The sequence below is a fragment of the Secundilactobacillus odoratitofui DSM 19909 = JCM 15043 genome (genome assembly GCF_001434895.1).
In the GTDB taxonomy this organism is placed as follows: domain Bacteria; phylum Bacillota; class Bacilli; order Lactobacillales; family Lactobacillaceae; genus Secundilactobacillus; species Secundilactobacillus odoratitofui.
Genome location: NZ_AZEE01000017.1, coordinates 12679 through 33299, shown reverse-complemented (window position 1 = coordinate 33299; position 20621 = coordinate 12679). Strand labels below are relative to the sequence as shown.

Annotated in this window: 21 protein-coding genes; 17 read left to right on the top strand and 4 right to left on the bottom strand. The window is 44.6% G+C overall.

All coding sequences use genetic code 11. The features are described 5' to 3' along the window. Nucleotides 1-51: 51 nt before the first annotated feature. The 12 genes from FD04_RS02130 to FD04_RS02075 all read left to right on the top strand — a co-directional run bounded on the left by FD04_RS02130 (nucleotide 52) and on the right by FD04_RS02075 (nucleotide 10764). Complete coding sequence (locus FD04_RS02130; protein ID WP_056946604.1) at nucleotides 52-828, top strand: TatD family hydrolase; 777 nt, start codon at nucleotides 52-54, stop codon at nucleotides 826-828. Between the two features lies 1 nt (nucleotide 829). Beyond that, entirely contained in the window at nucleotides 830-1396 is a 567-nt protein-coding gene (rnmV, locus tag FD04_RS02125; protein ID WP_056946603.1) for a ribonuclease M5, read from the top strand. Next, entirely contained in the window at nucleotides 1393-2280 is an 888-nt protein-coding gene (rsmA, locus tag FD04_RS02120) for a 16S rRNA (adenine(1518)-N(6)/adenine(1519)-N(6))-dimethyltransferase RsmA (protein ID WP_056946600.1), read from the top strand. The genes rnmV and rsmA overlap by 4 nt, the downstream gene beginning before the upstream one ends. Before the next feature lie 219 nt (nucleotides 2281-2499). Then, nucleotides 2500-2751: a Veg family protein gene (locus FD04_RS02115; protein WP_056946598.1), complete on the top strand. Its 252-nt coding sequence runs from the start codon at nucleotides 2500-2502 to the stop codon at nucleotides 2749-2751. A gap of 340 nt (nucleotides 2752-3091) precedes the next feature. Next, a complete protein-coding gene (ispE, locus tag FD04_RS02110) occupies nucleotides 3092-3943 on the top strand; it encodes a 4-(cytidine 5'-diphospho)-2-C-methyl-D-erythritol kinase (RefSeq protein ID WP_054702529.1) in 852 nt (283 codons plus the stop codon). Nucleotides 3944-3961: 18 nt separating this feature from the next. Then, nucleotides 3962-4885 (top strand): alpha/beta hydrolase, encoded by a 924-nt coding sequence (locus FD04_RS02105; protein ID WP_056946596.1) that lies wholly within the window; start codon nucleotides 3962-3964, stop codon nucleotides 4883-4885. A gap of 194 nt (nucleotides 4886-5079) precedes the next feature. Further along, nucleotides 5080-5775, top strand: a complete 696-nt coding sequence (locus tag FD04_RS02100; protein WP_056946594.1) for a metal ABC transporter ATP-binding protein — start codon at nucleotides 5080-5082, stop codon at nucleotides 5773-5775. Then, nucleotides 5768-6559 carry a metal ABC transporter permease gene (locus FD04_RS02095; RefSeq protein WP_056946592.1) on the top strand — a complete coding sequence of 264 codons (792 nt, stop codon included), beginning with the start codon at nucleotides 5768-5770 and terminating at the stop codon, nucleotides 6557-6559. The genes FD04_RS02100 and FD04_RS02095 overlap by 8 nt, the downstream gene beginning before the upstream one ends. 305 nt (nucleotides 6560-6864) lie before the next feature. Continuing rightward, nucleotides 6865-7710: a pur operon repressor gene (gene purR, locus FD04_RS02090; protein WP_056946589.1), complete on the top strand. Its 846-nt coding sequence runs from the start codon at nucleotides 6865-6867 to the stop codon at nucleotides 7708-7710. Nucleotides 7711-7768: 58 nt separating this feature from the next. After that, nucleotides 7769-9148 carry a bifunctional UDP-N-acetylglucosamine diphosphorylase/glucosamine-1-phosphate N-acetyltransferase GlmU gene (gene glmU / locus FD04_RS02085; RefSeq protein ID WP_056946588.1) on the top strand — a complete coding sequence of 460 codons (1380 nt, stop codon included), beginning with the start codon at nucleotides 7769-7771 and terminating at the stop codon, nucleotides 9146-9148. A 59-nt stretch (nucleotides 9149-9207) separates the two neighbouring features. After that, the gene (locus tag FD04_RS02080) at nucleotides 9208-10185 is read left to right on the top strand and encodes a ribose-phosphate diphosphokinase (RefSeq protein WP_054702539.1); all 978 of its coding nucleotides are present in this window, start codon (nucleotides 9208-9210) and stop codon (nucleotides 10183-10185) included. A 225-nt stretch (nucleotides 10186-10410) separates the two neighbouring features. Next, complete coding sequence (locus FD04_RS02075) at nucleotides 10411-10764, top strand: DUF3899 domain-containing protein (protein WP_056946586.1); 354 nt, start codon at nucleotides 10411-10413, stop codon at nucleotides 10762-10764. A gap of 62 nt (nucleotides 10765-10826) precedes the next feature. Here FD04_RS02075 and yidA read toward each other — a convergent pair whose 3' ends face one another. From yidA to FD04_RS02060, 3 genes are read right to left on the bottom strand one after another with little or no spacing between them, the layout of a single operon-like run. Further along, the gene (yidA, locus tag FD04_RS02070) at nucleotides 10827-11633 is read right to left on the bottom strand and encodes a sugar-phosphatase (protein ID WP_056946584.1); all 807 of its coding nucleotides are present in this window, start codon (nucleotides 11631-11633) and stop codon (nucleotides 10827-10829) included. A gap of 14 nt (nucleotides 11634-11647) precedes the next feature. Beyond that, nucleotides 11648-12997, bottom strand: coding sequence for an HD domain-containing protein (locus tag FD04_RS02065; RefSeq protein ID WP_056946582.1), 1350 nt, complete (start codon nucleotides 12995-12997; stop codon nucleotides 11648-11650). A gap of 18 nt (nucleotides 12998-13015) precedes the next feature. Next, on the bottom strand, nucleotides 13016-13840 hold the full coding sequence (locus FD04_RS02060; RefSeq protein WP_054702545.1) for a lipoate--protein ligase family protein: 825 nt from the start codon (nucleotides 13838-13840) through the stop codon (nucleotides 13016-13018). Nucleotides 13841-14065: 225 nt separating this feature from the next. On the opposite strand from FD04_RS02060, the gene FD04_RS02055 reads away from it, so the two are divergent. From FD04_RS02055 to FD04_RS02035, 5 genes are all read left to right on the top strand, one after another. Beyond that, entirely contained in the window at nucleotides 14066-14509 is a 444-nt protein-coding gene (locus FD04_RS02055; protein WP_056946581.1) for a YwiB family protein, read from the top strand. Nucleotides 14510-14553: 44 nt separating this feature from the next. After that, nucleotides 14554-15195, top strand: coding sequence for a DNA-directed RNA polymerase subunit delta (rpoE, locus tag FD04_RS02050; RefSeq protein WP_054702548.1), 642 nt, complete (start codon nucleotides 14554-14556; stop codon nucleotides 15193-15195). A 318-nt stretch (nucleotides 15196-15513) separates the two neighbouring features. Beyond that, the gene (locus FD04_RS02045) at nucleotides 15514-17124 is read left to right on the top strand and encodes a CTP synthase (RefSeq protein ID WP_054702551.1); all 1611 of its coding nucleotides are present in this window, start codon (nucleotides 15514-15516) and stop codon (nucleotides 17122-17124) included. 326 nt (nucleotides 17125-17450) lie between these two features. After that, on the top strand, nucleotides 17451-18734 hold the full coding sequence (locus FD04_RS02040; protein ID WP_056946579.1) for a UDP-N-acetylglucosamine 1-carboxyvinyltransferase: 1284 nt from the start codon (nucleotides 17451-17453) through the stop codon (nucleotides 18732-18734). A 110-nt stretch (nucleotides 18735-18844) separates the two neighbouring features. Then, nucleotides 18845-19096 (top strand): type B 50S ribosomal protein L31, encoded by a 252-nt coding sequence (locus tag FD04_RS02035; RefSeq protein WP_054702554.1) that lies wholly within the window; start codon nucleotides 18845-18847, stop codon nucleotides 19094-19096. A 159-nt stretch (nucleotides 19097-19255) separates the two neighbouring features. Here the strand turns inward: FD04_RS02035 and FD04_RS02030 are convergent, their stop codons facing one another. Then, nucleotides 19256-20491 (bottom strand): multidrug efflux MFS transporter, encoded by a 1236-nt coding sequence (locus FD04_RS02030; protein WP_056946577.1) that lies wholly within the window; start codon nucleotides 20489-20491, stop codon nucleotides 19256-19258. Nucleotides 20492-20621 lie beyond the last annotated feature (130 nt).

Here is a 20621-nt window from a genome sequence, read left to right as displayed (position 1 = left end):
TTTCAGATTATTGAAATTTCGGACTTTTTCTTAGATGTAGGAGGGACCAACATGCAAATTTTTGATTCACATACTCATTTAAACAGTCCTGAGTTTATTAATGAAGTACCACGCTTTTTGCAGCAAGCTGCCGATTTGAATGTCGATAAGATGACGATTGTCGGCTCGAACACCGAACTAAACGCGCAAGCCATTAATCTGGCGCACAAATATCCGCAATTGTATGCAGCAGTCGGTTGGCACCCAGAGGATTCTAAATTCTACGATGCGGCCACCGAAAAAGTACTGGAACAACAACTTGAAGAAGAACGGGTCGTTGCGCTTGGTGAAATTGGCCTTGATTACCATTGGGATAGCTCACCACAGGATGTTCAACGACGTGTATTTAAACGCCAAATTGAAATTGCTAAGGATCATGGTTTACCGATTGTGGTTCATAACCGCGATGCCTTTGAAGATACTTATAACATTATTAAATCAGTTGGGATTCAAGAAACTGGTGGCGTCATGCACAGCTTCAATGGTGATCCAACCTGGCTTGAAAAGTTCCTTGACTTAGGTATGATGATTTCATATTCTGGGGTTGCGAGCTTTAAAAATGCGCATGAAGTCCACGATTCGGTACGGGCAACACCACTCGATCGAATGATGGTTGAAACCGATGCCCCCTACTTGACGCCTGAACCACACCGTGGCGAACAAAACGAACCTGGCTACACGCGTTATACTGTTGAAGCGATTGCCAAAGAACGTGATACAACCCCAGAAGCGATTGCCGAAGCAACCTGGCATAACGCGCACCGATTCTTCAAAATTAAGGAGTCCTAGCTTGAAAACCATTAAAGAAGTGATTGTCGTCGAAGGTAAAGACGATACGAAACAAATTGCTAAGGCGATTAACGCTGATACGATTGAAACTCGTGGTTCGGCGGTTCCAGAGGAAACGTTGGCCCTAATCGAAGAAGTTGCCAAAAAACGCGGCATTATTATTTTTACGGACCCTGACTTTTCGGGTGAAAAAATTCGTAAAATTGTTTCTGAAGTTGTGCCTAACGCCAAGCACGCTTTTCTACCCAAAGCCGCTGGTGTGCCCACCAAGGCTGGTGGATCACTCGGCGTTGAACATGCCAGTGCCGCTGCCATCCAAGAAGCGTTAGCACACGTGTATACGGAAACAGACGCGACGACTGAGACTATTAGTCAAGCTGACCTCATTAAGGCACGGTTGATTGGTGGCCCTGAAGCTAAGGGCAGAAGGGAAGCACTTGGCGAGTATTTGCGAATTGGTTACGTCAATGGTAAGCAACTTAAAAAGCGGCTTCAGATGTTTCAGATCAGTCAAGCAGTTTTTTGGCAGGCCATTGATGCCATTGATGAAGAGGAGGGCAATGTATGAGTAAAACACCTTTGATTGCGAGTCCGGCGCGTACCCAGGCAATCATTAATCGGTATGGTTTAAATATCAAAAAGAGCTTGGGTCAAAACTTTTTAACCGATATCAATATTTTGGAACACATTGTTCAAGCCGCCGACCTTTCGCCAAAAGATAACGTGATTGAAATTGGCCCCGGCATTGGTGCTTTGACAGAGTTTTTAGCTCAAAACGCCCACCAAGTGTTGGCTTTTGAAATTGATGACCAATTGGTACCAATTTTGGGTGAAACTTTAGCCCAGTATGACAATATTACGGTCATTAACCAAGATATTTTGCAAGCCAATTTACCACAGCTGATTGCGGAACATTTTGAACCTGACCGTCCGTTAAAATTGGTGGCTAACTTACCGTACTACATCACGACGCCCATCTTAATGAACGTCTTACAAAGCGGTCTACATTTTGATGCGATTACCGTGATGATGCAAAAAGAGGTTGCTGACCGGTTAGTTGCTGTACCTGGGACCAAAGCATATGGCTCATTATCAATTGCGGTGCAGTACCAAACTGAGGCAAAGGTGTCCTTCACGGTACCGCGGACTGCCTTTATTCCTCAGCCTAACGTGGATTCGGCCATCGTGACCATGACCAAGCGAGAACCATTCAATCCGGCGCCATTTGATGAAAAAGCGTTTACGAAATTTGTAAAGGGTAGTTTCCTACACCGTCGAAAGAGTTTTTGGAACAATCTGTTAGCCATGTTCGGTAAGGACAGTGACGTGAAGACCCGCTTAACGAACGTTTTAGAGCGAGTCCGAATCTCGCCATCCATCCGGTCAGAAAAACTAACGATACCCCAATTTATTGAACTTGTGAACGCGTTACATGAAGAAGGATTATTATAAAAAAATATTTTTAAGACGTGCAAGCTAATCCGGGTATCATAGGGGTGTTTACACGCCTTTTTTGAACAGTGTGTTTATGACTTTTTTCGATGAAAAGCGCATGAGACTAGGCTTACAATCGAAAATTTTCTAACAAAATACTTGTTGTCATTTAGGAGTTGTGGTATAATTTGACATTTTTGTGAAACGATGGTAGAATGTTTCACAAGGGGTGAGGTCATGCCAACAAGTTTAGCAACGATTAAGGACCGGCTTCAGAGTCATATTGGCCAGGAACTTATGGTAGTCGCCCAGGCAGGGCGCAAAAAAACAACGGAACGGCACGGAATTTTGAAGGAGACATATCCGGCTGTGTTCGTTGTGGATTTAGATCAAGACGAAAACTCATTTGAACGGGTATCATACAGTTATACGGATATTTTGACACAAAACATCCAAGTTAACTTTGGTGATGCTGAGGATGACGAATAAGCATTCGTTGTGATCTGCAATAGTTTTAACTAAAAAAGAAGGTAATTCCGATTGGAATGGGCCTTCTTTTTTTGTGTTTAATTAGGGATTATCTGTGACTTGCCTGATATTGACGCAGTGTTTGGCCGGTCCATTTTTGAAAGTCAGGCGCTTAATGACTCATTCACTAACTATGGTTAATTAATGAGTTGGCTGTCAGTTATCTTAGTAGTTTGATTGACCAGCTTTTTAACACTATTCTTTTCCGTCCTAAATCGAGTATAATATCAGTAATTACTAATATCCAAAAGGAGCTACAGCGATAGACAAGACTTATAACTGAAGTGTAGGTGAACAAAATTTGAAAGTAGTGGAAAAAGCAGCGGCGAAAATTAACCTCGGGCTTGATACGACCTACAGGCATTCGGACGGGATGCCCGAGTGGAACATGGTCATGACCTCAGTTGATTTAGCGGACTATGTTGAAGTTCAAGCGACTGGCACACCGCAAATCGTGGTGTCTTCTAACTCTGGCTTTTTACCGAATGATCAGCGAAACCTAGCGTTTCAAGCGGCATCACTTCTGCAACGGACCTTCCACGTGAAGCAAGGGGCGGTTATTAATATCCAAAAAAACATCCCTGTAGCTGCTGGCTTAGGTGGTGGCTCATCGGATGCGGCCGCGGTGATGCGGGCATTAAATGAACTGTGGGGACTTCAGCTACCCTTGGCTGAGTTGGCAAAGCTGAGTTTGAACGTGGATTCGGACGTGCCATACTGTATTTTTAGCAAAACTGCGCACGTGACCGGGCTTGGTGAAAACGTGCATGTACTGAATCCACCTTTGACACCAGTCTGGGTTGTGTTGGCTAAGCCCAACGTGAGCGTCTCCACCCCCAGTATTTTACGTCAAATTGACTATGATTCTCTGGCTCATCCGGCCATCGGGGCGATTTTATCAGCCATTGAACAGGGTGATTATCAGCAATTAGTTGCCAATATGGGTAATGCATTGGAACCAATTTCGGTCAACCGTTACCCTGAGATTGAACAGATTAAAGCAAGAATGCAGGTGTATGGTGCTCAAACAGCCATTATGAGCGGTACCGGACCCACTGTTTTTGCAATCTTCAACAAACAGTCGCGTGCTCAGCGCGTCTTTAATAGTATTCGCGGTTTTTGTTCGGAAGCCTACTTAGTGCGATCGTTGTAAAAACAGGAGGTCAAATTAATGTCGAAGTGGATCAAAGTTGCGGCCATAACTGCTGTAGCCGGTGTTACGGCAACCTTAGCGGCAAGCATTACGGCCTATCATGGCCTGACGCACGTCAGTAATCAAGAAAAAGACCGTGGTCATCAAAAAGCAGTCGCCGAAAATACGGCAGCCGATAACGTTTGGTATCTCAAACAGCCGATTCAAGAATGGCACCAAGCAACTGACGATGGCTTGGTTTTGCGAGCGAGTTATATTCCGGCTGAGCAAACCAGTCAAAAAGTTATCATTTTAGCCCATGGCATCAACCATGCGCGTGAACAGATGATTCCGTACGCGCGCTTGTTTCACGAGCAGGGATACAATGTGTTGATGCCGGATGCGCGTGCGCAAGGTCAAAGTGACGGCCATCGAATCGGATTCGGGTGGCCAGATCGCGTGGATTACCTTGGCTGGATCAACTTGGTGATTTCACAATTGGGTGACCAGACTGAAATCGTGCTGATGGGCTTTAGCATGGGGGCGGCCACTGTACTTGCGACGGCTGGTGAAACGCTGCCAAGCAACGTTAAAGCCGTGGTAGCCGATTCAGGCTTTGCTTCTATTTATCAAATGGCCAAAACTACATTGCGGCGGGACTATCATTTACCCGCCAATCCAATCGTTCCAATCGCGGACTGGTTGGCAAAGTGGCGTACCGGTTCTCGGTTAAGCCAAGAACGGGTCACGGACCAATTAAAACGCGCGATGGTACCAATCCTGATTATTCACGGCGAAAAAGATCAGGTTGTTCCGGTTGGTCATGCTCGTGCCTTATTTGAAGCAATCAAGGGCCCAAAGCAGGCGTACATTGTACCTGATACGCAACACATCGAGGCATACGCCCACGACCCTAAGCGTTATCGTGAAGTTTTGAGTCAGTTTTTAACGCAGTATCTATGAAAAGGGATTGACATTAGCGCATAATCAATTAGAATGAAATAGTAATTATTACTATTTACACGAATGATGACTTCATTTAAATCAGGTTCTTAAGTCGAAAGTCCGAGTGGTCGGTAACGGCCTACTGGATTTTCGTTTTATTTTGGGGTTTATAATCACCATGAGCGTCATGGTCTAATTGATGGGAGTGTAGTATGACTGAATCAATTCTAAAATTGAATCAATTGGCATTTGCTTATTCAGATAAGCAAGTGTTTACAAATTTAAATTATGATTTAAAAAAGGGAGATTTTTTAAGCATCGTTGGTGAAAACGGTGTGGGGAAAACAACCTTAATGCGACTTATTTTGCAGGAATTAAAACCAACTGGTGGGACACTGAGCTTTTTACCGAATCGTCAAGCAGTTAAAGTGGGCTACGTGCCCCAATTTCGAAATATTGATTCGGAGTACCCACTCAGTATTCAAGATTTTGTTGGGCTAAACTTTGCTCGGGTGGGGTTGCCGTGGTTAAATCGTGCTGAACGCAAACGCGTGAGTGACATTTTAGCTGAAACTAAGTTGATTCAAATGAGGCATCGGCCATTAGGGCAGGCCTCTGGTGGTGAAAAACAGAAAGCCTACTTGGCACAGGCCCTATTGGACCAACCGAATTTGCTCATTCTGGACGAATCAACCGCCAGCCTGGACCCAATTGCTAAAACGGAGTTACTGGATTTGGTTAAGCAAATCAACCAGGAACAGCAATTGACGGTTATTTTTGTGACCCATGATATTCCCTTGGCAAGGCGTTATGCGGATGATTATCTGTTTTTGAGTGCTGGCCATTATGAAGCCGGTCCGATTGCAGCGTTAACCAATGAGAAAGTAGGTGACATGGATCATGCTTAGTTATCCCTTTATGCAAAATGCCTATATGGCTGGGACCTTGATTGCCATCATTTCCGGAATCATGGGGGTGTTTGTGATTGCCCGTAATATGTCATTTTTAACCCATACGTTATCCGAAATTGGCTTTGCGGGTGCGGCGTTCGGCATCTTTATGGGTTGGCAGCCATTAAATGGCATGTTACTTTTTACCACCATTAGTTCCATTGGCGTCGGCGAGCTTGGGGCCAAGTCTTCACGACGAGAAAATTCGATTACGGCGATTTCAGCTTTGGCGATTGGCTTAGGCATCCTCTTTCTTTCACTGGCCGATAGTAATGCCAGTTATGCGACCGGTATTTTATTCGGAAGCGTGATTGGTATCAGCCGGCAAAACGTGATTCAAATGGTCGCTTTGTCAGCTGTAGTATTAATTGTGACGGCGTTCATTTATCGGTTTTTAAAGTTCGATTCCTTTGATGCAATTGGTGCAAGGGTCGAAGGTTTATGGACCAGAACGTTATCGGTAATTTTTCTAGTTCTACTGGCTTTTTCAGTTAGTGTTGCAGCCCAAATTGTGGGATCATTGCTGATTTTTATTCTACTCACGTTGCCGGCCGCTGCGGCGAAGTACTATGCCCACACGGTTGGGATGATGATCGGAGTTGCTGTGACGTTTTCACTGTTAGGGGTGTGGATCGGGTTATACTTGAGTTACGTGACTAACTGGCCAGTCAGCTTCTTTATTGCGGTGATTGAAGTGTTGTTTTACTTTAGTGCGTTGATTTTTCAGCGTTTAAAAGCTTAAGCGAGTGCACCTTGGATTTTTCATTGAAATCTGAGGTGCTTTTTTGATACGAACACGAGCTACGTAAAGCTTTTACGCGTCAGACTTTCACCGTCACTTCATTTAGCTTCTGACTTATACATGGTGGATTGATTTAGATACCAAAACCGGATAACTCAAAATTAAAAAGCGAGGTAAATCGACTTAAACCGGCATGGTCAAGTGATAAAATCATGAGATTCAGAGAATTCATGGCTAAAACCCGAACATTTATGCTAAAATAAAAATATTAAATAAGATGTATATGTGACATGGAGGAAACCATAGTGAAAGTCAGAAGAAGCGACCGGCTAATTGATATGACCCGGTACCTGTTGGAACGGCCTCATCGATTAGTGTCGTTGACCTTTTTTTCGGAACGTTATGAATCGGCTAAGTCATCAATCAGCGAAGATTTAACTATTTTAAAACGAACATTTAAAGCCCGGGGCACTGGGATGCTTGAAACAGTTCCCGGCGCTGCTGGTGGCGCACGGTTCATCCCGTACGTCACCCAGGGTGAGGCAACCCAGTTTGTGGACGAAGTGATTGCATCACTTTCCGAAGCGGATCGGTTCTTACCTGGTGGCTATTTGTATATGTCTGATTTATTGGGGCGGCCAAACGTATTGCGGCAAATTGGGCGTTTGATTGCTACGCAGTACCTCAGCGATGAAGTTGATGCTGTGATGACCGTGGCTACCAAGGGGATTCCAATTGCCCAAAGCATCTCGGAGTACTTAAACGTCCCCTTTGTCATCGCCCGTCACGATTCTCAGATTACTGAGGGGTCGACGGTTAGTGTGAACTATGTTTCGGGTTCGAGCAGTCGAATCGAAAAAATGGCACTCTCCAAGCGGAGTCTGGCACCTGGTGCCCGGGTTTTAATCGTTGATGATTTCATGAAGGGTGGCGGCACCCTTGGTGGTATGCAATCACTCGTCAAAGAATTTGACGCCACGGTTGCCGGTGTCGCTGTGTTTGCAGAAGGTGCGTTTGAAGGTGAACGCGTGGTACCAAATTACACGTCGTTACTTCGAATTCATGCGACTAATGATCACGTCGATGTGACCCCAGGAAACTTTGTGGAACAAATTTATACGCCTGATCGTGTGAGTCTGTTAAAGAAGTAACTAACCAGAAGATAATCGACGAGATATGATGAATTGAATAAATAAGGAGTTTGTTTAGATGAGTACAAGAAACACGATCATTTTAGCTGCTGGTAAGGGTACCCGGATGAAGTCAAAGCTCTACAAAGTACTTCACCAAGTTTGCGGACGGGCCATGGTGGATCACGTTTTGACCCAAGTTGAAAAAACTGACATGGATCAAGTGGTGACGGTTGTTGGTTATGGCGCTGAAAAAGTCGAGGAGACTTTAGGTGATCGGACCAAGTACGTGTTACAAAAGGAACAACTTGGGACGGGCCATGCCGTTTTGCAAACGGAACCTTTGTTAAAGGATCAAGAAGGCACAACCCTTGTTGTGAGTGGCGATACACCGTTATTTCAAGCTGAAACCTTCGAAAAGTTGTTTAAGTATCATGAAGCCAAAAAAGCAGTTGCCACTATTCTAACTTCTAAGGCACCAGATCCGACTGGTTATGGTCGGATCGTTCGAAACGATATTGGCATCGTTGAAAAAATCGTCGAACAAAAAGATGCCACCAAAGAAGAACAAGAAATTGATGAGATCAACACGGGTGTCTACGTTTTTGATAATCAAGCGTTATTTAAGGCCCTGCACCAGACTTCAAATAATAATGCACAAGGCGAATACTACCTGACTGATGTGATTCAAATTTTGAAGGAACAGGGTGATATCGTTGCTGCTTACCGGATGAATGATTTTGAGGAGTCCATGGGTGTTAACGATCGAATTGCGCTTTCCAAGGCCACCAAGGTCATGCAACGACGCATCAACGAAGCCCACATGCGTAATGGTGTCACACTGATCAACCCGGAAGACACTTACATTGACGTGGACATTAAGATTGGTGCCGACACGATCATCGAACCTGGTGTATTGTTGAAGGGTAAGACAGTGATCGGTGAGGATTGTTTCATTGGCGCTCATTCAGAACTACACGATGCCATCTTACACGACCACGTGACGGTTACTTCTTCATATCTAGAAGATTCTGAAATGGACACCGGTAGCAACATTGGCCCAATGAGTCATTTACGACCAGATTCTCACATTGGCAAAAATGTGCACTTGGGTAATTTTGTAGAAGTTAAAAAGTCAACCATTGATGAAGGCACGAAGGTTGGCCATTTAACCTACGTTGGTAACGCCCACTTAGGCAAGCGAATCAACGTTGGCTGTGGGGTCGTCTTTGTGAATTACGACGGGGCCCATAAGCACGATACAACTGTCGGTGATGATGCTTTCATCGGTAGCAACTCCAACTTAGTTGCACCATTGAGCGTTGCAGACCATTCCTTCATTGCAGCAGGCTCGACCATCACGGATGAGGTTAACCAGTATGATATGGCCATCGCACGTGCAAGGCAGACCAATAAGGCCGGTTACTTTAAAAAGTTACCATATGACCCTGAAAAGTAATGTACGCAATCGTAGAGTTAGTGTAAAATGAAGCTAGAAATAAGCCATTGGAGGATCCCATGTCAGAGAAATATAATGACCCAAAGTTGAAAATCTTTGCGTTAAATTCCAACAAACCACTTGCACAGCGCATTGCTGACGAAGTGGGTGTTGAACTTGGTAAAACGTCCGTCGATCGTTTTAGTGATGGTGAGATTCGGATCAATATTGAAGAAAGTATCCGAGGTTGCCACGTTTATGTGATTCAGTCCACCTCAGCACCCGTCAATGATAACTTGATGGAATTGTTGATTATGGTCGATGCTTTGCGTCGTGCCAGTGCTGAGACGATTAATGTGGTCATTCCGTATTACGGTTATGCACGTCAAGACCGTAAAGCCCGTTCTCGTGAACCAATTACGGCGAAGTTAGTTGCCAACATGTTGGAAAAAGCTGGCATTAGCCGAGTTGTTGCTTTAGATTTACACGCTGCTCAGATTCAAGGTTTCTTCGACGTACCAGTTGACCATTTGATGGGTGCCCCATTGCTGGCTGACTACTTCATTAACCATGGGATTGATGAAAACGCCGTTGTTGTTTCACCCGATCATGGTGGGGTTACGCGTGCCCGCGCTCTTGCTGAATTTTTGAAAGCGCCAATCGCCATTATCGACAAGCGTCGGCCAAAGGCGAATGTTGCTGAGATTATGAACATTATCGGTGACGTTAAGGGCAAGCGTGCCATCATGATTGATGACATGATTGATACCGCTGGGACCATTACACTTGGCGCACAAGCTTTGATGGATGCCGGTGCTTTGGAAGTGTACGCAAGTTGTACCCATCCAGTTCTTTCTGGTCCAGCAATTGAACGAATTTCAGGTTCAGCAATCAAACAACTGGTTGTGACTGATTCCATTCAGTTACCACCAGAAAAACAAATTGACAAGATTAAGCAGATTTCAGTTGGGCCACTCATTGGTGACGCAATTAAGCGAATCCACGAAAATAAACCAGTTAGTCCACTATTCCATAACCGTTTCCGCGGTAATGAATAGCAGTCTGGTGGTATTAAAAAGCCGGGTCAGCAGTTTGCTGATCCGGCTTTTTATATGTCTGAAGTTAGCGTCCAAGAGCGATGAAAGTCGCCTAGAAACGCTAATTGATTGTGACCGTCACTCGTCCAGCCGACAGACGTCACGTAAATTAAGCTTGTGTCAGCTTTCAAAATCAACTATCCTTGATAGCAAGATAATAAGAGTGGGTGAAGTTGTTTGAAGATAATGAAACAAAATCGCTGGGCCTGGTACACGCTTGGCTTGATCATCGTGATTGGTTTAGTAGCCATGATTTGGACCTCCGTCGTTGCGGTGGCAAACGTCTGGTTCATGGTTGGCTTGGCTTTTTTAATCGGCGCTGCCTTTTTTATTTTGGAAAAAGGGCATCTGTTTGCTGGTTGGCGCAGACGGCGCCGGAAGAACAACGGGCCGTTGGAAATGGAACTCCCTGAGGAAAAAATTAAAGCACGGGATGTTGCAACCGTTAAAAATGGTCCAATTATTGTGAATCGCTATGCTCGATTTTGCTTAATTAATGCTGTTGGTTTAATTTTATTAAGCATTTTACTGACGCTATAACCAAAAAAACGTGCTATGCCAGATTTGATTGGCAAAGCACGTTTTTTTCGAAAATAATCATATTACAACGCAAACTTTTCAATGGCATACGCAACACCATCTTCTTCATTCGTTTTAGTCACAAATTGAGCGATGGCCTTTAAGTCATCAATGCCGTTACCCATCGCAACACCGGTGCCTGCATATTCAACCATGGTCAAGTCATTGCCTTGATCGCCAATGGCCATGACTTCATCAGCGCTAAAGCCGAGCGTGGCAGCTAACTCAGCAACGGCGTTACCTTTGCTGGCTTTTTTGTTCATTGCTTCAAAGAAGTAGGGTTCACTTTGAACAACGTAGAAACGATCCTTCAATTCAGCTGGAAATTGTTGAATGAATGGCGTCAGCTTTTCTGGGAAGTCCACAAACATTGCCTTTGAAATGGTGAGGTCGTCAGTGATTTCTTCAGGGGTCCGATAGCGAACGGGCATTTGAACCAAAAAGGCCTCAGCAATCGTGTAGGGACTGATGTCACGGTTGGCGGTGTAGATGTGGTCGAGGGTTTCCATGTGGAAGTGAATGTTAGCACGACGGGCGAGTGCTTCTAGTTCAATGTAATCATCAGTCGTAATGTTGTGGCTAACGATGACGTTGCCAGAGATGCTCTGTGCCAAACTCCCATTAAAAGTGACGACATATTCGTCATCACCGCTAATGTTAAGTGGCTTGAGGTATTGGGCGACACCAGTGAGTGGTCGGCCAGTACATAGCACAACTTTGATGCCCTTTTGTCGCGCTTTCGTAATCGTGTCAATTGTGTGCTGTGTAAGTTGTTTTTGATCGTTAACTAAGGTACCGTCGATGTCGATTGCGATAAGTTTGATTGCCATGTGAAAACTCCTTTTTAGATAATGTAATCGTTGTGTAGGTGTTGTTGAAATGATTCGTAAATTGGATCGAACAGTTCGATGTTACCGGACTGTGGTTGTAACATTTCCTTTGGGAAGAAGAAACGACGATCACCTGAAAATTTACCGGTGATGGCGCTGACCAAGGCACTGACCGTTGATAATTCCACGAGTTGCCCATCCGATTGCATTAATTCAATCTGGGTGAGTGGCTTTTTCATTTTAGGATCATAAGCGTCATATGGCAGGTCGTAACTGTTATTGGTATCAGTGTAATATTCGGCGTTAAAACCGGCCTTTTCGATGAGTTGGCGCAGTTCAGGTAACTTGGCCTTTGACTGTTCATCAAATTTAACCGACTTAAGCGGTTTCCGGTCTAAGAAACGATGGGAAAGGTCCGCTAAAATTGGATCACTTGATTGACGCCAGTGCGCAAAGTAAGTGGTGAGTGTGCCATCATCAAGTAAAAGGTAATCTTCAAGGTTGAACTCGTGTTTGAAGAACGGAAATAACAGGTACGGTGCAGCTGCTTCGTTAACGGCTTCAGGTGATTCATAGTCTTCCTTGGCCCGTTGCAGCAGATGACTCAAAATGACCTCCATAGCACGAGACACTGGATGAAAGTAAATTTGTTGATACATTTGAAAACGACTCATAATGTAGTCTTCCACCGCGTGCATGCCGCTGATTTCAAAGGCAATGCCATCTTGATAGGGGCGCATGACCCGTAAAATCCGAGTGAGATCGAAGGTGCCGTACTTGGTACCGGTATGGTAGGCGTCTCGCAGAAGGTAATCCATACGATCGGCATCAATTTGGCTGGAAATCATCTGAACAACTTGAGGATTCGGGTAAGTTTTTTGAATCACTGAAGCAACCTGTGCTGGAAATTCGGGGCTGACCGAGCGTAACACTTGATTTACCTCGGTGTCAGGCGATGTCAAAATTGCAACGGTGATGGCTTCATGATCAGTTTTGAAAATGTGTTCAAACGTATGACTATACGGGCCATGGCCAATATCGTGTAACAGTGCGGCACACAGGGCAACTAAGCGTTCGTTGTCATCCCAAAGGCCATCACCCGGGGTGTGAGTCGGAAAGTTTCGTTGGAAATTGTCACAAATTTGTCTGGTGATTTCGTAAACACCCAGTGAGTGGGTGAAGCGCGTATGTTCTGCACCATGGAAAACCAGTGAGGCCGTCCCAAGCTGTTTGATCCGTCGTAAGCGTTGAAATTCACGGGTATTAATTAAATCCATGATCAATCGGTATTCAATGTAAATGTAATTATGAACGGGATCACGCAACACTTTTTCGCGTGGTAACCGTTCGGCTTGATATGGCAAACAGCATTGCCTCCTTCATTAAATGCCAAGCTGTCGTTTTTGCATTTTGGCAAGTTCTTTTGAATATCGGGCCTGAAAGTCCGGTGATTGGGTCTGTGTGATCAGTGACTGTTGATCAAGCGTAATGCCTTGCTGTTGGTAAGCTGCTAGCATGGCGCTTTTAACTTGTGTCAACGAGAGTGTTTGATCAAGTGCATCTTCGACGTTGATCATGCTGTCTGGCCAAACATCGGGAAAGTCCCAGTCATTCGTATGACCAGCTAAGCCGGTCTCGTAAAATTGACGGACAAGCTTGCCCCGAAAAGCTTGATCACCTGTGACACTAAGGTAGGCCATCACTACCAGGGCGTTTGGACTTCGGCGTTGTGAAATGCCGGCAATTTTACGGCCATTAATGCTTAAGTCGTAATCACCTGGACAGTAAGAGTGGGTGATCTCATAACTTTCGATTGGTTGGCCAGGAAAGGTTTGTAAGAAAAGTTGTTTCATTAATTCATAACCCGCATCCACGGAGAGGTGTTCAGCCGTCGTCTGCGGGATGAACAGTGATACGTTGAGAATGCCACCATCACTGATAACAGCTAAGCCACCAGAATTGCGAATGAAGTGACCGTAACCACTTTGAGTGACGGTGTCAAGGGCGGCGGACAATGCTGGTAAGCGCCGATCTTTCAAACCAAGAATCAAAGTTGGTGGCAGGGTCCAAAAGTGAAGCATTGCTTGATTGGTTTCACCACATAGATCCAACAGTGCGTTGGTCATACCAAACGCTGCCAGTTGATTATCGACCGTTAGTGGGGTGTCAATCACTTGTAAAGTTGAAAAAAGCTGTTCATTTTTCATGATTATTGGCCTCATTCTATTTCAATTAAGCTTCTTACATTATAGCCGAAAAAATGGGGTTCGTCACTAAAATTTGGACTAGTCCATTTATTGTGAATCGTGTCAGAATTGAGTTCGTTGGATTAAGTCGCGGTCAGATAAAAGTTGGAGGTTAAAGCATGCAATTCCGTTTGAAAAAGCGTTATAATAAACACAGTGTTTTTTAAAGAGAAGGGAAGGGTTGCGATGTACGACTTGTCAACCAGCATACCGGTTGGTATTCATCTCACCACGCATACTGTTCAAGATGGTCAAACCTCCGATTACGCCCTCGACGTTGAAGGTCAAATTGTTCAGATTGGTGAAACCATTTATTTAAGATATCAGGAACCAGAAAGTGATGAGCAACCATCTAGCGTGCCAGTTACGATCAAGTTTTTGCCAAACGGCGATGTTTCACTCACCCGCAACGGTGAGAACCGTTTACGGATGCATTTTAGCGCTGGTAAACGGGTACGGGCCACTTACCGAACGCCTTATGGCTTGATGCCAGTTGAAACTGTGACACCTCAACTAAGGGTCGGTTTTCATGAACGACCGTTTGGTGGTTCCGCTTCAATTGATTACCAACTTTACGCCGGCGAACAATTATTGGGAAATTACGAGATTAGATTGCAATTTACGGTATAATCGAGTATAGTTTTTAGTAGACTGTGGAAGGGACGTGCACCAGTTTGGAATTAAAAGTCTTTGAAGGCCAAAACAAAAACGAATTATCGATGATTGAAGTAGCTCACGCCATCTTAGCTGAACGTGGGGATGCCATGCCGTTTGTTGACTTAGCCAATGAGGTTCAGGCATACCTGGGCGATTCGGATAAGGAAATTCGCGAGCGGCTTTCTCAGTTCTATACTGACATGAACATTGATGGTAGTTTCATTTCGTTAGGTGATAACCTCTGGGGTTTACGGACCTGGTATCCATTCGAATCAATCGACGAAGCTACGATTGGTGCAGAGGATGATGAGGATCATCCAAAGGCGAAGAAGCGTAAGAAAGTTAACGCCTTCTTAGCTGATTCTGCTGACGACGATGATGTGATCGACTACGACGACGATGATCCAGAAGATCAAGATGACGTTGACGTTGATGACGACGATCTCGATGCAGATTACGACGAAGATGAAGACGATGAAGATGAAGACGACGCTAAGGAACTTGGCAAGTACAAGGCTGACTTAGCTGATATCGACGACGGCAGTGATGCTGACGAAGATTCTGATGATGAGATGCCTGATGGTATTGAAGGTCAGCTCTCCGAATTCAACGAAGATGATGATGACTTTGATGACGATGATGAAGAGTCAGAAAAGTAAGCCAGTTTTTTAATTGACGAATGGTCCAGATGAGCGCTTGCTTGTCTGGATTTTTTGTCCAAAGAATCGTGACATCAATTTAACCACACCTAGCTAAGTACTGCGGGTAATTGTGTCCCGGTTTTGGCAAATTCAAAATGTTTTCGGTAGTTTCGCCTTGACGCATTTCGTTGAACAAGGTATTATATTTTTTGGGCACTTTACGAGGAATCGTAAAGTCATTGTTCGGAATAAACGCTCCCTATTCGTTGGAATAGGGAGTTTTTTATTAATTTACTGACAGCTTCAACCCCAAACTAATCTATGAGGAGTTATACAATGACCAAATATATTTTTGTAACCGGCGGCGTGGTTTCTTCACTTGGCAAAGGAATTGTGGCAGCATCCCTTGGACGTTTGCTTAAGAACCGTGGGTTAAAGGTGACCATCCAAAAGTTTGATCCTTACATTAACGTTGACCCCGGAACCATGAGTCCTTACCAACATGGTGAAGTCTTCGTTACGAATGACGGGACTGAAACTGACTTGGATTTAGGTCACTACGAACGGTTCATTGACAATGACCTCAATAAGTATTCTAACGTCACGACCGGTAAGATTTACTCAGAAGTTCTGGAAAAGGAACGTCACGGCGATTACCTTGGCGCAACTGTACAAGTTATTCCACACATTACCGGCATGATCAAAGAAAAGATTATGCGGGCGGGTAAGACGTTAAACGCCGACATCGTGATCACCGAAATTGGTGGGACGGTTGGTGATATTGAATCACAACCATTCTTGGAAGCCATTCGTCAAATGAAGGCCGAAGTGGGCGACGATAACGTGATTTATATTCACACGACGTTAATTCCTTACCTTCATGCGGCCGGTGAAATGAAGACCAAGCCAACGCAACACAGTGTGCGTGAGTTACGCGGCTTAGGGATCCAACCCAATGTGTTAGTGGTTCGAACGGAAGCACCAATCACTGATGCCATGCGTCGTAAGATTGCGTTGTTCTGTGACGTTAAACCAGAAGCCGTGGTTGAGTCGATGGACGTTGACACGATTTACGAAATTCCATTGCGGCTTCAAAAGCAAGGCATGGATCAATTAGTGCTTGATCATTTACACGTTGATGCACCAGTCGCTGACATGACAGAGTGGTCTCAATTAGTGACTAAGGTGACAAACCTGAAGAAGACCATCAAAATTGCCTTAGTTGGTAAATACGTGGGTCTTCAAGATGCTTACATTTCGGTTGCAGAAGCACTAAAGCACGCTGGCTATCCGCTGGATGCTGACATTGATCTGCAAATGGTCGACTCAGAAAAAGTTACCCCTGAAAACGTTGCTGAAGTATTGCGTGGCGTGGATGGTATCATCGTACCTGGTGGCTTTGGTGACCGTGGTATTGAAGGGATGATCACGGCTATTCAATACGTTCGTGAAAACGATATTCCATTCCTTGGCATCTGCCTTGGGATGCAGATGGCCAGTGTTGAATTCGCCCGTCATGTCTTAGGCTATGATGATGCTAATTCAACTGAAATGAATCCTAACACCACCCACAAGATCATTGATTTAATGGCCGATCAAACGGATGTGGTTGATATGGGTGGAACCCAACGACTCGGTGCTTATCCTTGCAAGTTGCAACCTAACACCGTTGCAGCCGCTGCCTACGGTAACCAAGAAACTATTTCAGAACGTCACCGTCACCGTTATGAATTCAACAATGCTTACCGTGATGAGATGACCAAGAAGGGCTTGGTATTTGCTGGTACGTCACCTGACAACCACTTGGTTGAAGTGATCGAATTACCAACTAACCGGTTCTTTGTTGCAGCGCAATATCACCCAGAATTCCTATCACGACCAAACCGACCTGAAGGATTGTTCAAGGCATTTGTTGCAGCTGCTAATCATCAACATGATAATCAGTAAAACTAACTAAAACGAATTCAGGACATGAAGTTGTTTAGAATTCAATGAAGGCTGTCGTAGATTCTAAGTTTAGAATTTATGACAGCTTTTTTTACTGTCAAAAAGGCCTTCCAGTACAAAATGATAAAACAGCGGCATTAAAGCATCTTTCCTAATAGAATAGCCATAATTAGATGGCAAAATACTCAGAAACCCAGGTTTTTCCGGTTTAAATATTACAAATTCGCCTAATCAGCGTTAAAGTATTGTATTTTGCCTGTCCATTATTTATCATTAATTAATGATTGCATCGAAGCACGATTTTTATAGTAGAGGATAATTATGGCATGAAAAAAATGATAATCCACGGTGGTCGGCGCCTGTCAGGTAGCGTCAACATCGGTGGCGCTAAAAATAGCACGGTCGCGTTAATTCCCGCGGCAATCCTGGCCGATACACCCGTTAAATTTGATATGGTACCAGATATTTTAGACGTTCATAATCTGATGCTTATTTTGGAGTCGATGAATGTTCACTCCGAATTTGGAGATGGCGTATTGACTATCGATCCCACCGAAATTGTTGAAGCACCAATGCCAAGTCGCGCAATTAAGAGCCTGCGGGCATCTTACTACTTTATGGGTGCACTATTAGGGCGATTTGGGCGTGCAACGCTGACTTTTCCTGGTGGCGATAACATTGGGCCACGGCCAATTGATCAACACATCAAGGCGTTTAAAGCCTTAGGTGCTGAAGTCAGTGATGAGCACGGGACTGTGCGCATCACAACCGGTGAAGGTGGCCTTCATGGCGCCCGCATTTTTTTAGATGTCGTCTCGGTTGGTGCAACAATCAACACGATCTTAGCGGCCGTTAAAGCAACTGGCTTAACAACCATCGAAAACGCCGCAAAGGAACCAGAAATTATTGATATTGCAACTTTCCTCAATAATATGGGGGCTCACGTTCGTGGCGCTGGTACGGACGTGATCCGAATTGAAGGGGTACCTGCTTTGCGGGCAACCAATGTGCATACGATTATTCCAGATCGTATTGAAGCGGGCACTTTTCTGTCACTTGCTGCTGCGGTTGGTGACGGGGTTCAGATCAACAATATTATTCCCGAACATTTAGAGTCATTTACGGCTAAGCTGATTGAAATGGGCGTTGATCTTCAAATTGGCGAAGATCAGGCTTACGTTGGGCCATCAAAGCAATTGAAGGCGATTCAGGTCAAAACGATGCCATTTCCAGGCTTTGCAACTGACTTACAACAACCGATTACACCACTTTTGTTAACTGCTGAAGGGAGTAGTGTGATTGTGGATACCATTTATCCACAACGACTCAAACACGTTCCCGAACTACAAAAGATGGGCGCTAAGATTCGGCCAGAAGATGATATGATCGTCGTTGATCATACCGAACAATTAGTGGGGGCAACTGTCGATGCTGGTGAGATTCGCGCTGGTGCATCATTGATGATTGCCGCCTTAATGGCCGATGGTGAAACGACCATTGAAAATGCCGAAAATATTTTGCGTGGTTACGGGAGTATCGTCGAAAAATTAACCAGCTTGAACGCTGACGTCAGCATTGTCGACTCAGCAGTTATCGAAGAAGGTAATTAATCCTTTTTGAGTCCTTGTATTTCATGAAGGCGTATGATATTCTAGTACAGTTGACGATTTAATCAATCTCTGTTTCAGTCGATGATTCAGGGCAAAGGAGCGAAACGATTATGAAAAACGGAATTCATCCAGATTACCACCAAGTGGTATTCCAAGATTCAAGTACTGGTTACAAGTTCTTGTCAGGTTCAACTGCAACTTCAGAAGAAACGGTTGAATGGGAAGATGGCAACACTTATCCATTGATTCGTGTTGAAATTTCTTCAGATTCACATCCTTTCTACACTGGTAAGCAAAAGTTTGCCAAGGCCGATGGTGCTGTGGACCGTTTCAACAAGAAGTACGGTTTATCAAACAACTAGTAAAAACAACCAAACCACTGACACAGCGATGTGTTGGTGGTTTTTTTGATGTTAAATAATAATCAAAACGCGCCGGCAGTGACCTGGATGAGGTCACTACCGGCGCGTCTGATTAAAGCGTAACTGAAGTTCCTAGGAAAACAGCAGGCTAACGGATAGTTATTTTAAATGTTTTTTACGTAAACTGGCGGTGTTATGCCAAACCAGTAAGAAGTTCGCTAAAACTAGGATGGAAGTGGAAATAAAGACACCAGAGTAATCAAAGACAGTTGAAACCGTTGATCCAATCATCGGCCCTAAAACACTACCAACCGCTTGGAATGATTGATTGTAACTGAAAATTCGACCAGTCACTTGCGGCGGTGTGTTTTTAGATAGGAGGGTTTGCACGGCCGGCAACATGGTTGCGTTTGAAATCCCAATTAGAAACCGTAAAAACATGAGCTGCCAGACGTTGGTTACAAACGCCATGGGGATGTAGACGATAATGGCAAAAATAAACCCAATTGAAAGGATCAGTTCTGTCCCCACCTTATCGCCTAAGCGGCCTAATTGTGGAGCCGCAAAGAGTGTGGCAACACCGGGAATGGCAGCTACAATGCCGCTGAAGAAGGTGATGGCAGCACCCTTTGGCATAATTTCACGCACGTACAGTGATAGAATTGGTGAAATCGACATATTGGAAGCCTGGATGATCAAAGTTGTGATGAACATGCCCAAGATTAACTTAGGGTGATTGAGAACGGCCACCACTTCTTTGCCAGAGAGCATATTTTCCTTTTTGACCGGTGTGAAGGATTCTGTTACAAAAAAGTAGCTTAAGAAAAACACGGATAATAAGAGTGCGCCGGTAATGAAAAAGGTGACTCGGTATGAAAAGATTTCGGCTAAAATTCCGCCAAGCAGCGGGCCAAAGAGTGACCCGGCAACGTAGCCGGTGGCCAGGGTACCAAGTGCCTGACCGCTTTTACTTTTGGGTGCTTGGGTGGCCATTAGAGCGTTAGCGTTACTAATGTAACCTGAGAAAATCCCCTGAATAAATCGCAATGCCATGAGTTCCCAGACGTTCGTGACGGCACCCATGAGTGCCATGACGATTGCCATACCGAGCGAGGCGCGCAGGAGCATCAATTTTCGGCCTTTGCTATCGGCCAATTTTCCCCAGATGGGACTGGCAATGGCAGTGACGAGGTAGGTAGCCGAAAAGGTAATGCCGGAGTAGAGATTCAACTGATCTTTGGTAAATTGACCTAAAGTATCAACGTAAAGGGACAAAAACGGCATGATTTCGCTAAATGCGAGCCCAGCCATGAAGGTACCAAACCACAAAACAAACAAATTACGTCGCCATAGTGGGCGATGTGGCTTGGAAATAACGGGTTCTGGTTCAGTCAATGTCTTGATCTTCTTCCTTTCAAAAATAGCTTAAAACGAGTAAAATATAGCAGTAACATATAGGGTAGCACGTTTTGTGATGTGAACCAAGTTGTCAAGTTGGCAGTTGGTGTCAGTGGTAGCGCTGACA

Coding starts and splice junctions, on each gene's coding strand:
- FD04_RS02045 (WP_054702551.1), top strand. CDS start 15,514: ATGACCAAATATATTTTTGTAACCGGCGGCGTGGTTTCTTCACTTGGC.
- FD04_RS02035 (WP_054702554.1), top strand. CDS start 18,845: ATGAAAAACGGAATTCATCCAGATTACCACCAAGTGGTATTCCAAGAT.
- FD04_RS02060 (WP_054702545.1), bottom strand. CDS start 13,840: ATGAAAAATGAACAGCTTTTTTCAACTTTACAAGTGATTGACACCCCA.
- FD04_RS02130 (WP_056946604.1), top strand. CDS start 52: ATGCAAATTTTTGATTCACATACTCATTTAAACAGTCCTGAGTTTATT.
- rsmA (WP_056946600.1), top strand. CDS start 1,393: ATGAGTAAAACACCTTTGATTGCGAGTCCGGCGCGTACCCAGGCAATC.
- yidA (WP_056946584.1), bottom strand. CDS start 11,633: ATGGCAATCAAACTTATCGCAATCGACATCGACGGTACCTTAGTTAAC.
- FD04_RS02095 (WP_056946592.1), top strand. CDS start 5,768: ATGCTTAGTTATCCCTTTATGCAAAATGCCTATATGGCTGGGACCTTG.
- FD04_RS02055 (WP_056946581.1), top strand. CDS start 14,066: ATGTACGACTTGTCAACCAGCATACCGGTTGGTATTCATCTCACCACG.
- FD04_RS02040 (WP_056946579.1), top strand. CDS start 17,451: ATGAAAAAAATGATAATCCACGGTGGTCGGCGCCTGTCAGGTAGCGTC.
- FD04_RS02075 (WP_056946586.1), top strand. CDS start 10,411: ATGAAACAAAATCGCTGGGCCTGGTACACGCTTGGCTTGATCATCGTG.
- glmU (WP_056946588.1), top strand. CDS start 7,769: ATGAGTACAAGAAACACGATCATTTTAGCTGCTGGTAAGGGTACCCGG.
- FD04_RS02115 (WP_056946598.1), top strand. CDS start 2,500: ATGCCAACAAGTTTAGCAACGATTAAGGACCGGCTTCAGAGTCATATT.
- FD04_RS02100 (WP_056946594.1), top strand. CDS start 5,080: ATGACTGAATCAATTCTAAAATTGAATCAATTGGCATTTGCTTATTCA.
- FD04_RS02080 (WP_054702539.1), top strand. CDS start 9,208: ATGTCAGAGAAATATAATGACCCAAAGTTGAAAATCTTTGCGTTAAAT.
- FD04_RS02105 (WP_056946596.1), top strand. CDS start 3,962: ATGTCGAAGTGGATCAAAGTTGCGGCCATAACTGCTGTAGCCGGTGTT.